This window comes from Nocardia sp. NPDC051756 (assembly GCF_040681495.1).
In the GTDB taxonomy this organism is placed as follows: Bacteria; Actinomycetota; Actinomycetes; order Mycobacteriales; family Mycobacteriaceae; genus Nocardia.
In genome coordinates, this window is sequence record NZ_JBFAYV010000004.1 from 1,000,855 (window position 1) to 1,014,160 (window position 13,306).

Below are 13,306 nucleotides of genomic sequence, written 5' to 3' on the forward strand. Positions count from 1 at the left end.
GGTCAATGCTCAAGTCGCAGACTCCTTCGCAATCTTGTGGATCAGCGAGCGACTGCGAACTTCATCCAGTGCGGCGCGTTGCAGTTCGGCGTACGCGTCCTGATACCGCTGTACCTCGTCGATCGTGTCGAGATACACGGTGTCGGTATAGCTGCTCTCTAGGCATACGACGGGCGGTTCAGTGAGACGTGCCGTTGGATGCCTCGGGAACTCCAGCAGCTGGAACGGACCGATGTCGAGTCCTGCATACGCCTCGGCGCTCAGTGGTATGACCTGGACAGAGATGTTCGGCAGATCCCCGGCTGCCGCCAGGTGGTTCAGTTGCTCTGCCATGGCAGAGCGCCCGCCGACGGCCCTACGCAGCGCAGCCTCGTCGATGACAGCATGCAGCGACAACGGTTTGGTGGGGTCATAGAGGTGAGCTCTTCGATGGTTGAGCACCTCGATGCGCCGTTCGACCTCAGCGGCAGGCATCTGAGGTGTCCTCAGCCAGATCAGAGCTCGGCGGTATTCATCAGTTTGCAGTAGTCCAGGCAGAAGTATCGTCTGATACGAAATGACTCGTTTCGCAGCGTCTTCCAGTCCTACGAAAAGTTCGAAGTGCTCAGGAATCACGTCTCGAAATTCGCTCCACCATCCCTTCTGACGAGCCTCCTCAGTGAATTCGAGCAGCATGCTCGTCGTAGCCTCGTACGCTCCGTACACGTCGCATAGTCGCTCTATGAACAGTGGATTCAGCCGTGTGGTTCGCCCGGTTTCCATTCGCCACAGCGTTTGCTTGGCAACATTGATCGCTTGGCGGGCGAGTTCCACGCTGACGCCTGATTTCTCCCGAAGCTCGCGCAGTTGACGTGCCAGCATGCGGCGGGCGAGGGTAGGTCCGGTGGTGGTCATGGCAGATTCCTTTCGTGCATCGGCGGGGTTTGTCGCGGCTTAGCTCCGTTCTCTTCTGTCCGGCGTTTCGAGGAAAGTTTCTGCAGCGCAAACGCATTGGCGGCGAGGTCTGCAAACGATCGCGATGCCAGTCGGTCGGTTCGAGCACACAAAGGGGTGAGTTCTCCCGCGTTTGATGCAGCGCGGCAAGCTCGCCAGCCGCGTCCAATAGTGCGACGACTTCGATCGGCGGGAAGCCCCTGGTGGCGGCCAAGCCAGCATCCTTGCCCGGAAGTCCCGTTCAACTATTCGTGGGCCGATGGATGCCCATCTCTGATCATCGGCAGTTCGGCCTCGGAGCTGTTCTGGTCGGCGTCGGACAGCCGTCCTTTGATGAAGGCCACCGTTTCGATGAGCGCACGCTGATGCCCGTCGGCAGGGAGAGCGTCGTGGTCGATGTCCAACCTGTTGAGCACCTTCTCCACATGCCGGTCGGCAAGTGCACGGAACTCGATGTCGGTGTCTCGCGGCTTCGAGACGCCGAGGGGAAGCAGTGGGTCGAGAACGGTTCGTAGGGTCAGGTCGTAGTTGAAGCAGTGGTTTGCAACCAGGTCTTCGAGGTGCTCGATGCGATGCGGGTCAGCCGGTTCTCCACGATATTCCAGTGCTGCTTCGTAGTAAGCGAGCGCATCGGGCACGCTGCGGTCGATCAGGACAACGTCGGCGTTGGTCCATGCTTCGATCTCGTTGCTGATGCCGCGGGTGACGATCCACAGGGTCGACGCCCAGGTGTGGCGGTACAGGATCGGCAGCCCGATCTGTTGCGCTTGGAGGCCGAGGTCCGCGACCGTCGCAACCTCGATCCGGTCACGGCGCAGCTCAGTTGCGAGGCGTTCGAGCCATGTTGTCTTGCCGGTGGAATGGGTGCCGGTCAGAGCGATCGTGACCGGGCGTATGACTTCGGGGCGGGTCTCGCTCACCACAGACCACCCTCGGGTTCCGCCTTGGGCACGAACTCTTTTGGTGCCGCTGCACTCACCAGTCCGGTCCAGTCCAGGCCGCCGTCCTCGACCAGCCTGCACAGCAGTTGCCACGCAGCCCACGCGTCATAACCCGCCCTGTGATATCCCTGCTCGGTGACCGCGGAGGTGTCGAGCTGTGCGTGCTCGATGAGCTTATCGAGGCTGTAGCTACGCAGATCGCGCCAAACCGCCTTCGCCAGGCGCAAGGTGTCCAGAACCATCGGCGGGTTCCAGTACGGCAGGTGCGACGCGAGTACTCGTTGCTCCACTCCCGCGTTGTGCGCCACCAAGGTTCGCCCGGCCAGGGCCGCATCCACATCCGGCGCGACCTCGACCCACAGTGGACTGCTCTCGACGTCGGAGTTCTTGATGCCGTGCACCTTACGAGTCACGATCTGGGTGATCGGCTGCTGCGGTTTGATCAGCCACGACCGCATGTCATCGATGCTGACCGACTTACCGGAAGCGGAGAGAATGGCGATCTCGATGATCTCTGGTGGCGTCTGACCGTTGCCTTCAACGTCGACGACAGCGATTTCTTTGCCGCGCAGCGTGTTCGGAATATCGGTCACAACGTCTCCTTCGTGGTGGGCCAGCCGAGGTCTGCGCGGCCGTGCCGGTTGGGGTGGTGTGGTTTGCTCGCATCGTGCACCTGGTAGCCCAGGCTGTGTTGCAGTAGATAGCGCGGCTGTTCGGTCAGGCCGGCGACAACGATGGCGCGGTCGTTGATCTCGACCAGGTCCCCGCCGAGCTGTGCAGTGAGCGCGGTAACCCGGTCGATGTCGGGACGGTGCCAGGTGTTCGCGCAGCGGTTGATCTGTACGGCAGGGCAGATGTCGCACAGTTCGCGGATACCGTAGTGGCGGTTGTAGTCGGCGACACTGTGGGCGTACGTGATCGCGCAGCTCGTCTTGCGGAACAGTGGTGAGCCGGTCCCGTGTTCAGTGGCCGCGGTGAGGATTCGCTTTTCGAGGTCTTCGGGGAAGACCTTGCGTCGAGCGCCCTCGAAGTACGGCTCGGGAAGACCTTGTGCCTGGTAGTAGTCGCGGATCTGATTCTTGTAGAACAAGCCGGTAAAGACTGTTGCGTGTGCGTGGTAGCTCAATTCGAACGCACGCTGGAGGTGTTCGTCGGAGTCGTTGAGCACGGGCACGATCGGCCGCCAGTAAAGGATGACCCGGTACCGCTGTGCGTGCTCGAAGGCTGTGCGCAATGAAGTTGCGGCGATATTGGAGTCGACCGGCTCGATGCGGTCGTCGTCGATACCGGAATGGGTAACCAGCACAGTGAGCCGAATGTTGTTGAAGGAGTTGAGGATCGCGCAATCCTCCGGCTCGATGCGCCACCGGGTGATGACAAGGACATGGTTGGTAAGTTGTCGCTGGTCGAGTAGACGCAGCATCTCGAACGTATGCGGCTTCACCGGCGGCAGCATCGGGTCGGTTGCCCGGTTGAACAGCTGGATCGGCGTGACGTGCGGCTGGAAGTAGCGATGCTCGAACAGCATCATGGCCGCTTCCGCATCCGTCATAAGGGCGCGCGGCACTTTCATTCCGAAATTGTCGAACACATGTCGGATGCAGTAGCCGCAGTCGAGCGGGCAGCCGACGATGTGGTTCACGCTCAGACCGGACTTGCGGTATTCGATCACGTCGCGCAGCTCGGGTCGCAACGCTTCCTGCTGTGCGGCGGTGAGGATAGGCAGCTTTCGACCGGCGTGGGGTGGGGGCATTAACTGCTCCTGATCGGCCATTATGGCCACCTTTCAATCGGGGAGACTTCGGTCAAAGGTGTTTGGTCAGAGGAGTTCGACCGCGCATCGGCCTCCCGGCGCCGCTGCGCGGCGAGCGTTCGATTGATCGCGCGCTTCTTGTGACACCGCGCCACGCTGCACTCGCGGTGCTCCGGCTCCTCGGCCATCGCCTGCTTGACGGACAGCGGGCAGATCGGCTTCTCATGCGAGAGACGTCGTTGAATGTCGGAGACGGTGACTTTCTTCGATCGCCGTTCTAGTAGGTTCAGAACGGTCCACGCGAACCCAAATAGGGTCGCCACCAACGCGATTCCGCCCAAGAAGACCGCCAGGCCAACCAGCAGTGCCGACGCCATCGCTAATCCCCGCCATCAGGGATGCGGGGACGCCACGGTCCGGGGTTCTGGGCAACCAGATCGTTCCAGCTGCATGTCAGGTCACCTACTCGCTGCCAGGCTGCGTGGACCGCAGGGGCAGACACGTCCTCTGCCGCCAAGAAGCAGTACTCGGCAGCGACGTAAGCGGCCGCCACTGCATCGAGGGCCGCCCCGACCGACTGCGCTGGTGAGCGCCTGTGGCTTGGTGCTATTACGTAGATTTCGATCCAGTTGTCGATCAGGGTCGCGATTTCCGCACGGCGGCCGTCGATTTCGGCAGCCCGCTTTACGGAGGGGTGCCGTTTTCGATGCAAGTCCGCGAAAGCTTTCGCCCACTTGATGATCTGGTGGTCGCTCGGCGACGAGCCAACCTCTCCGCGGAACGCGGCTAGAAGCTGATGCCAACCAGGCAACGACTCCTGGTCTGCGCCAATCTGCTGTGTTGGCATGACGTGCCTCCCCGTGCGGCGGTAGGAACACCCGATGCCGGATCGGTTACGCGCAATCAACCCAGCCGAACTTTTGGTGCGCCGGATTCGCATACCGAGATGAGGGAATCGCCAATACCCGGCACCGGGTGCTGTCTCACGATGGCTCGCACAGCCGGTCCATGACCGGCCCACAACCGGCCCGTTTCGGCTCATATTCGGCCCATTTCGTATCCGCACCTGCCACCGCGCGGTGAAATAGGCATACCGTTGGCCGTGGGTGGAGGTAGGCATGAACGCACAACCGCGTACCCGCTTGGAACAGCTCGCGATACAGAACAGCCTCGGACCGATCGATTTCGTCCGGGAGTTCAAGCGTCAGGCACATGCCCTGGGGCTCGACCTCGACGTGTCGCTAAGCGCTGCGAAACGATGGATGAAAGGCGATTCGGGTAAGCCTCGCGACGCTTCTCGACAAGTCCTAGAGGCGTGGTTCGGCGAGACGATCGCTGTTCTGGCCGGACCACCCTTGTACCAATGTCGACCAGTCACTGAACAGGAGCTCGCGGTGAACGCAGCACATGACTCGGTGAGCCACGCCATCGAAGCGGCCTCAGCGTTGGATCCCTCAGCACTAGAGCACTTGCACGCAGCGGCGGGGGCTGCGGCGCGGGCGTACTGCATCACACCGCCGTTAGAGATGCTGACGGACCTCGTCGCGTTGCGAGACACCATCTACGTACAGCTCGATAGAACGCACAAGCCTCTGCAGCAAGCTGAGCTGTATCTGCTGGCAGGCCAGGTGTGCGGGCTTTTGTCGTCGGTCTCGTGGGACCTGGGTTTGCTCAATGCGGCGGAGGAGCAGGCACGGGCGGCGTATACCTACGGCAATGTGATCGACCATCTGTCGTTGCAGGCGTGGGCACGAGCGCTCCAAGTAACCGCCGCGTTCTGGTCCGGCTATCCGCGACGTGCCGCGAAGATTGCCGCAGCAGCGCTGGACCAAGCGCCGGTGGGAACGGCGCGAGTCCGGTTGCACAGCGTGAATGCACGCGCGCTGGCGCTCATTGGTGCTCGCGGAGAGGTCCGTCACGAACTCGATGCCGCCGCAACCGAACTCGACCGGGCGGGCAATGACCCCTTCTTGGACGAGATCGGGGGAGAGCTCGCCTTCGACCGAGCAAGGCGCGCTCTGTGCGCGGGTGCGTCCTACGTAGCACTCGGAGACGGTGACCAAGCGCAGCAGGAAGCTGAGGCCGCAGTTCAGCTGTTCGCCTCTATCCCTGACGACCAGCGGTGGGAAGCCGGCGCGCTGAGCGCGCAAGTTGACCTCGGCGCTGCGCGCACCCTTCGCGGCGACCTGGCGGGAGCGGCTGCAGCGCTCGAGTCGGTCTTTTTGCTCAAGCCTGCGCGTCGGACCGAGGCGATCGCGCAGCGGCTCCTCACGCTGGCGCAGGTGTTGGGTACCACCAGATATCGAGGCGCCAGCGAGGCGGTCGCGCTTGGCGGGACGATTGAGGACTTCACGTCGATTTCGTTGTCGCGCACGTCAATGCGTGCTCTTCCGCCATCCTCGTAGGCGACAGCTATTCGGCTCCGCAGTGGTCGAGTTGGGCGGCATCCCACAGACCGAGGATGGATTGCTCCAGTTCTGGGGAAATGCCGAGTTCGCTCGCCCGCTCGTGATCGATCGCGGCGCCTCCGCTGGCGAGCCACGCCCAGGTGTCCGCCGCCGTCTCGCGGACCGGGCGAGCACTGAACCCTGCGGCACGGGCGTGCTGGGAGTCAACCTTCCACACACCCTTATAGGTGCGCCAGAGTGGTAGTTCAGTCCATTGCCGAATGCCTTGCGCAGCAAGCCATTCTTCGTCGGTCACCCACTCCAATGCGGCCGTTGATCCGGTCACGGCCCGACAGGCGTTCAGCAGGTCGCCCATCGTCTCGCGACCGGGCGCGGTCACGTTGAAGATCCCCGTCAGGTCAGGGCTGAGCGCAAATTTCGCGACGTCGCGTACATCTACTGGCTGGATCGAACGTTCGGGACGTCCCGGCGCCAGAACTCGACCACCCCGCTGCATTCGGCGAAGCCACCACTCCAACCGACCTACGTACTCCGTCGGCCCCAAGATGACGCCGGGCCGAAGAATCGTGACACGGTCGTCTCCGAAGACCTCTAACACCGCTCGCTCGCACCCGGCCTTGCCGAAACCGTAGGTCGACGGGCCAGGATCACCGTCATACCCGTAGTCGGGACCTGCGTCTGAGGGGCATTCCAGGACGGTTGACGCCTCCGTCAGTGGCTCGACTGGCCATCCTTCGTACACGGAAACGGTCGATATCAATAGATAGCGGGCCGCGACCGGTTCCAGGGCGCGTGCCAGCTGGAGTGTTTCGCGGGGGACAAAGCTCGACGTGTCGATCACGAGATCCCAGGCGTCGGCCTCAGCTAACCGAGCCAAGTCATCGGAGTTTGTTCGGTCACCGCGGATGGTGGTCACGCCGTCGACGTCCGAACCGCTTCGACCTCGCCTAAAGGTAGTGACTTCGTCGCCTCGGCTCACCGCTTGCTCAGCGATCGTCCGGCCGAGAAACCAACTACCGCCCAAGATGAGAACTCGCACCCTTGCCATTGTTACCACCGATCACTCGATAGGCGAGCGCTTCCCGAGCCGGGCCAGTAGCACAGACAGCAATGCGGCGCGTTCGGGCATCGCGGTTACGTCGACGTGTTCATTGCGAGCGTGAGGGTGCCCACCGATTGCGCCGAGTCCATCCAGCGTGGGGACGCCGATTGCCGCAGTGAGGTTGCCGTCCGAGCCACCGCCGGAGCGAACCGCGGTCAGTCCGGGCCACCCCAATCCTTTGGCGGCCTCTTCGGCCTCAGCCACGAGCAAGCGTGCCATCGGTTCCTCAAAGGGCGGCCTCTCGATACCGCCAGTCACAGTTACGACAGACTCGGAATGATGTGGCGACAGTGTTGACATGGCACGGTCGACCTCCTCCAAGCCAGCAGTCGTCCAGGAGCGAGCATCGACATGGCACACCGCATACTCCGGAACCGTGTTGACCGTCGTTCCCGCTGAGATCACTGTTGGTGTCACGGAGGTTTCGCTTGTCGTAAGGGTCGCGATGGCGATGATTTGGTGAGCAAGCTCTACCCCGGCGTTGATTCCAAGCTCCGGTTCAAGTCCAGCGTGGGCCGCTCTGCCGGTGATTTCGATCCGATAGTTGGCGATACCTTTTCGACTTGATTTCACGGCTCCGCCGTCGGCACTGGGCTCGCAGACGAGGACCGCGCCAGCTTTGCGTGCTTGTTCCTCGATGAGCTTCCGCGATGTTGTCGAGCCGACCTCTTCGTCGCTGGTCAGCAGCACGCTGACGTGCGATGAGTCGGTGAGCAGTTCGATTGCGGTGATGGCTTGCACGATTCCGGCCTTCATGTCGAATGTGCCGGGTCCGCTGGCGATACCGTCGGTGACCGTGAACGGCCATTCCGCAGTGGTCCCGACTGGCCATACGGTGTCGAAGTGGCCCAGCACAAGCACCTTCGGGTGCTCAGCCTCAGATAGAAGGTGGATATTCTCGCCGACGCGGATTTGATGGACCGGCCGGCCAAGCGCCTCAGACAGCCACGGTTGCAGCAACGACGCGCATACGTCCAGGTGGGCGGGAGAACTCGACGGTGATTCGCAGTTTACGAGCGTCTCAAGTCGTTCTTGCATCGTCGGAAGTTGGCGCGCAGCGGCTTCCAGCAGATCCTGTTTGATACCCATACGGCGATCCTCCTCGTCTGTGCTTAGAGATTTTTCCCGGGCCATGCGATGCTCTGGGTTTGACGTCGCGCTCGATCCGAGGGCTCCGGGATGGCATGAGTGGGACGCCAGTTAAGCGATTCGGCGCCCTTGCTCGCAGAGCACGGTCACGCCCAGGCGAACCGCGTCGAGGGCTGCCTCGAGCCGGTCTGCCAACAATGGCTTCACCCTGGTGCGGGCTTGTTCCATCGTGTGGAAGTCCGCGGACAGGATCTCCGACTCGGCGAACTTCATTGCGGCAACGTCGTTGTCGGTGAGCAATCCTCCGTCGAAGACGAAGATAACGCCTTCCGGGCGCGAATCCTGGGGGCGCACATAGTCGACCACGAGTATCCGCTCAAGAGGCTGGTCAGAGCCGATCTCCTCACGGACCTCGCGTTGCGCCGCTGCCCAGGGCGACTCGTCCTCCTCGACCGCACCGCCAGGAATCTCGAAGTTCGGTTTGTAGGAGGGCCGCACCAACAACACTCGATTCGCACTGTCTCGAAACAACACCCCGGCGGCCATTCGCTTGCGCGCCAAGCCCGCCACATACTGCTCAACGGGCAAAACACCAGCGGTCGATCGGGGAGCGGAGTTCGACGTCGTCACCAACTGCACCTTAGCCAGTCCATGGACAACTCTCACCAGAATCTGTTCGTGTAAGCGCACATCGAGGTAGCTGGCAACTGGTAGTGATTCGGCGCTATCACCGAGGCGATCACGATCTGAGTTCGAGTCGCCGGCGGGGCGGTCGTCGGTTAGCGCCCGCGTCGGATTCGGTTGGGCGCCGGGCTCGGGAGTTGGCGGCGTCGCCGGCGTTGTATCGGAGTCGGCGGGCGGTTCGATTCGGCGTCGGTGGGAGGTTTGGGAGTGCTGTGCGGCGAAAGTGTCGTCGATCCGGCAGCGAGGATGCGGAGCCGAAGTTGCTTAGCGAAGTCGGCGAGTTCGAGGTCCATTCCGGGATGGTGCGTGGGTACGGGTGGAGCTTTATCGGCGTGGCGGGTGTCATGAAAGGCGCGGGAGTTATGTTGTTGCACAACGGTATCGGGGTCGGTGTTGGTCCTTGTGGCGGATGCTGCCGTTGTTTGCGGGGATAGGTCGGTGAGCGTGTCGAGGTCGGCTGTAGCCATTGCTGGCGGCGTGAATTGGCGATGGTTGTCGATCCAAATGTCGGCTCTGGAGCGCAGGACGGCGGCGGTGTCGCGCGCGCTGGCGAGGGATTGGCCGAGGTCTCGATAGTTGTTGGTTGCGATCGCGGCAACGAGCTCGCAGGAGTCGAGACCGTGAGCATCGGCGAGAGTGATGGTGTCGAGTAGTTGCTGATATTTCGGTGATCGGGCGGCGTCGCGGTAGAGCACCACCGGTAGTGCGCGGTTGAGAAGGTAGGCGCCGCGTGCGTCGGCGAGTAGCTGGTAGGCGTGGTTGTAGGCGATGCGGGTTCGGCGGTCGACAGCGGCTTGTTCGGCGCGCATGACGTCGATTGCGGAAAGGTTGTCGTCTTCTCGGGCGAGGACGCGGGCGAACATCTGGAGGGGCTCAATGGGGTCGTCGGGTTGTTGGTTGCCGGTGGGGTCGATGAGGGTGTCGGTGGCGAGGAAGATCTGGTTGGTTTCGGATCCGCGGGTGAGGCCGACATAGGCGAGTGCGCGTCCGAGGGTGTCGTTCATGAGTACGTACCCGCGGCGGACGGTGATGCCTTGGGCGCGGTGGACGGTGGTGGCGTAGCCGAGTTCGACGTGGTGGTGGACGTAGTGAGCGGGGAGGTGGACGCTGCCGCGGTGGTTGGTGCCGATCGCGGTGAGGCTGCCGTCGGGATGGATGGTGTGGATGGTCCAGAGGTCGCCGTTGTCGATGTGGGTGCCGTGGCGGAGGCCGCCGGCGATGCGCAGGAATGGGTTGTTGAGGCGGGTGACGACGGTGTCACCGACATAACCGGTGTGGTTGTCCGACAACCGGACACGGCCTTTGCCGGTATCGACCCGGCCGGTGAGAGCGTGCCGAGCTTGAGTAGCGGTGTTGAGCGCAGAAACGTCGTCGAGGGTGGCGGCGATCATGATCGAGGAGATCCCTGCCGCGGTGTCCTCGAGATGTGCGGTCAGAATGGCTGCCCGGAGTTCGTCGCTCATACCGGAGGTGACGCGGCCGTGGCTGTCGTAGAACTCCCATGCGTGTTCGAGTTTGCCGTTGCGGACGGCGAGGGTGGCGTTGGCTTCTTCGGGGTCGGTGAAGCGGACGACCTCACGGAGTTGGGGTGCGCGGGTGTCGCGGGCGAGGGTGCGGAAGATGCCGCCGGCTTCGACAGCGGGTAGTTGTTCGGGGTCACCGATTCCACGCACGACCGCCCCGTGGGTGTGGGCCAGGGCGCGCACTGCGTCGAAGTCTGCTGTGGCGGCCATGGATGCTTCGTCGATGAGCAGCATGGTTCCGCGGGTGATTCCGGTGGGCAGGCCGTAGGCGGCTTGGGTGAGGAGCCGGTCGATGGTGTGTGCCGGAATGGCGAGGGTGGTGGAGAGTTCACGGGCCGCGGAGGCGGAGGGGGCGAGGGCGATGACGTTGCGTCCGGAGGCGTGCCAGGCGGTGGCTACGGCTTTCATGGCGGTGGTTTTGCCGGTGCCGGCGGGCCCGACCGCGACCGCGAGTTCGGTTGCGCAGCAGCATAAGTAGCGCGCGATGTCGTGTTGTCCCTCGTTGAGGACGAGCCGATCTTGCTTCCTGATCTGGGTGACGGCGGTGTCGACGAGTTCGGGTGAGATTGTTTCGGGACTGGGGTTGCGTGCGGATTCGAGGAGGCGGGTTTCGGCGTTGAGGACGGCGTGGGAGGTGTAGCGGGTGGCACCGGTGATGGTGTACACGCTGTGGCCGTCGCGACGAGCGAGCGCGCGGGGGATGGGGTCGGGGTGGAGGGTGAGTTGGATGCTGTGCTGGTCGCGGACCGTGGTGGTGATGTGTTCGACGGTGGCGCGGTGGTCGGTGTCGGTGGGGAAATCGATGACGGCGAGGCGGTCTTCGACCGCGGAGCGGATGTTTGCTTCGGTCCAGGTGGCTCGGCGTCGCGCGACCGTGTCGAGGACGTCCTGTGCGATGCGGGTTGGTGCCCAGATCGCGCGCAGGCGCGCGGTGTGTGCGGTGTGAATGCGGTCCAGGAGCTCGAGATCCGGATGCGGGGATAGCAGCCCTCGGACATCCCGAGCGGCTTGCGCCCGGGCGGCGGGTGTGGCGAAGGCCGTGCGTTTGAGATGGTGGTCGACGCAGCGATCGAGTTGCTCGGGCGTGCCCTCGATGAGGGCACGGGGACCGCCGAGGTCGAGGCCGACTGCAACGACGATCTGTACTGGATCGGCGCAAGCACGGATGGCAGGGTGGGTGTGAGCGTGGAGCAGCTCGCGGGTGAAGCTGGCTCCGTTACGGCCTTGGCTGAGGAACCGGTGGAAGCGGGTATCCCATTCGGTGATCATGTCCCGCAATGTTTTCGGGAGCGGTTTAGCGGCGCGGGTCTGCAAGGTTGCTTGCTGGGCGAGCCGGTATTGGACTGTGGTGCTCGGGTTGCGGCCGTGGCGATTGCGGTAGTCGGCGACGAGTTGTTCGGTGCGGGCGATGATGTCGGGCGTGCGGGAGAATTCCTCGATCATCTCCTCGGTGACGCCGATGACTTCGAGGACGGGTTGTTTGCCACGGCCGCGACTGCGTTCCTCGCAACGGAACCCGATCTGGCGCCGGACCTTGCCGACGATGGTCGCGTTATAGCGGGAGGAAAACGACACCGCCGAGGCATACAACGGTCGCGCGTCCAGCGCAGACCACTTGCCGTCTGAACCCAGAACCCGTCCGGATACGACTGCGTGAGTGTGCAGGTTCGGGTCTCCAGATCGGTTGTCGAAGTGATCGAACGCGGCGATCACGAACCCTTCGGCATCGATCTGGCGGAGGCCGTTGTGACCGCGCCGGGTCACCGCGCTCTGGGATTCGGCCCACGCTAAGACCTCGCGCACGGCCTCGGTGTGACACCGCCAGATCGCGTTCCGGAGCATGTCGTCGCCCAAGCCCCACAAGAGCGAGATCGACTTGGGTGGGGTGAAGACCAGATCGAACCCGGCCACGGCCTTGCGGCTGTCCGACTTCTCCTGTGCTAGAGCAGCCTCGATTTCGCGGCGTTCGGGCTCGAGACCGAGGGTGGCGGTGAGGTGCTCGCGGGCGGCATCGGTCCGTAGCACGGAGCGTTCATCCCAGGTCGGACGACGCTGGTGGACGTTGGTGAAGGTGTCGATGTTGCGGGCGAGGAGATCGGTGATCGGTGAGGATGGATTGGTGAATTCGTAGAAGCTGGTACCGAGTTTAGTGGCCTCGATCGCCTGCTTGGAGGTTCTGCTGGCGGCGATTTCAGCGGCGATGATCGCGTCCGCTTGCGGATGTAATCCTTCACCGAACAACGCTTGCATTTGCGCCTCGGTGACATTTCCTGAAACATCCAATCGGGCGGCACCGGTACCGAGCCATATACCGGGCGGAGTGCCGCTCTCGAGGTAATAGTCGGTGAGGTCTCGGGTTCGATCCCGCAGGCGATCGCCGCTGGCTACCTGGCTCGTAAGGTACTGGTAGCCATCGCCGGCATGTAGTCGATGGATCGTCATCACGTATCGAAGATAGCGCGAAAATCTACGCTGAATAAAACATTACCGGCCGGTAGCATCACGATGCAAGAGGTGTGCCAGTGTGGAGAAATGGAACCCATATGGGAAGTAGGTAGGAATGATGGCAACGGTTGTACTGATAACAATTCGATGAGATTGTGGGATGGATGGAGAGATTGGTGAGAAGAATCCCGTGCGCCTGCCGCGCGCAGCGCGCCGCAAGGCGACGGGAGTGAAAAGGGAGGTGCGTTATGGGTGCACAGGAGGTGTCGGCGCGTAAGTGGGCGCGCCGGGCGATGGCTGGGTTGTTGGAAGCGCAAATGCGTGCGGCGAAGGCGGCTGAGGCGGACCTGGTCGAGTTCCACAAACACGCGGGCCGACTGCGACGGGCGGCGCAGCGCCGCGACGCGGTGATCGGCAGTGCGGTCAAT

Annotated in this window: 11 protein-coding genes; 1 reads left to right on the forward strand and 10 read right to left on the reverse strand. The window is 63.0% G+C overall.

From position 1 onward, the window contains the following. Nucleotides 1–9: 9 nt before the first annotated feature. From AB0M22_RS21470 to AB0M22_RS21495, 6 genes are all read right to left on the reverse strand, one after another. Nucleotides 10–894: a helix-turn-helix transcriptional regulator gene (locus AB0M22_RS21470; RefSeq protein WP_364729334.1), complete on the reverse strand. Its 885-nt coding sequence runs from the start codon at nt 892–894 to the stop codon at nt 10–12. Between the two features lie 284 nt (nt 895–1,178). Further along, the gene (locus AB0M22_RS21475) at nt 1,179–1,853 is read right to left on the reverse strand and encodes an AAA family ATPase (protein WP_364729337.1); all 675 of its coding nucleotides are present in this window, start codon (nt 1,851–1,853) and stop codon (nt 1,179–1,181) included. Continuing rightward, the gene (locus AB0M22_RS21480) at nt 1,850–2,467 is read right to left on the reverse strand and encodes a 3'-5' exonuclease (RefSeq protein WP_364729340.1); all 618 of its coding nucleotides are present in this window, start codon (nt 2,465–2,467) and stop codon (nt 1,850–1,852) included. Before AB0M22_RS21480 ends, AB0M22_RS21475 begins: the two co-directional genes overlap by 4 nt. Beyond that, nucleotides 2,464–3,648 carry a radical SAM protein gene (locus tag AB0M22_RS21485; RefSeq protein WP_364729343.1) on the reverse strand — a complete coding sequence of 395 codons (1,185 nt, stop codon included), beginning with the start codon at nt 3,646–3,648 and terminating at the stop codon, nt 2,464–2,466. The genes AB0M22_RS21480 and AB0M22_RS21485 overlap by 4 nt, the downstream gene beginning before the upstream one ends. Further along, the gene (locus AB0M22_RS21490; RefSeq protein ID WP_364729346.1) at nt 3,648–4,004 is read right to left on the reverse strand and encodes a hypothetical protein; all 357 of its coding nucleotides are present in this window, start codon (nt 4,002–4,004) and stop codon (nt 3,648–3,650) included. The genes AB0M22_RS21485 and AB0M22_RS21490 overlap by 1 nt, the downstream gene beginning before the upstream one ends. Before the next feature lie 2 nt (nt 4,005–4,006). Further along, nucleotides 4,007–4,474, reverse strand: coding sequence for a DUF4254 domain-containing protein (locus tag AB0M22_RS21495; protein ID WP_364729349.1), 468 nt, complete (start codon nt 4,472–4,474; stop codon nt 4,007–4,009). Between the two features lie 271 nt (nt 4,475–4,745). Between AB0M22_RS21495 and AB0M22_RS21500 the strand changes: the two genes are divergently transcribed. Continuing rightward, nucleotides 4,746–6,032, forward strand: coding sequence for a hypothetical protein (locus AB0M22_RS21500; protein ID WP_364729352.1), 1,287 nt, complete (start codon nt 4,746–4,748; stop codon nt 6,030–6,032). 7 nt (nt 6,033–6,039) lie between these two features. On the opposite strand, the gene AB0M22_RS21505 is transcribed toward AB0M22_RS21500, so the two are convergent. The 4 genes from AB0M22_RS21505 to mobF form a co-directional block, all read right to left on the reverse strand. Further along, nucleotides 6,040–7,083 carry an NAD-dependent epimerase/dehydratase family protein gene (locus tag AB0M22_RS21505; protein ID WP_364729355.1) on the reverse strand — a complete coding sequence of 348 codons (1,044 nt, stop codon included), beginning with the start codon at nt 7,081–7,083 and terminating at the stop codon, nt 6,040–6,042. 12 nt (nt 7,084–7,095) lie between these two features. Then, on the reverse strand, nt 7,096–8,226 hold the full coding sequence (locus AB0M22_RS21510) for a M20 family metallopeptidase (RefSeq protein WP_364729358.1): 1,131 nt from the start codon (nt 8,224–8,226) through the stop codon (nt 7,096–7,098). Nucleotides 8,227–8,337: 111 nt separating this feature from the next. Then, nucleotides 8,338–8,856, reverse strand: coding sequence for an NUDIX hydrolase (locus AB0M22_RS21515; protein ID WP_364729361.1), 519 nt, complete (start codon nt 8,854–8,856; stop codon nt 8,338–8,340). A 149-nt stretch (nt 8,857–9,005) separates the two neighbouring features. Continuing rightward, nucleotides 9,006–12,875: a MobF family relaxase gene (mobF, locus tag AB0M22_RS21520; RefSeq protein ID WP_364729877.1), complete on the reverse strand. Its 3,870-nt coding sequence runs from the start codon at nt 12,873–12,875 to the stop codon at nt 9,006–9,008. Between the last annotated feature and the right edge of the window lie 431 nt (nt 12,876–13,306).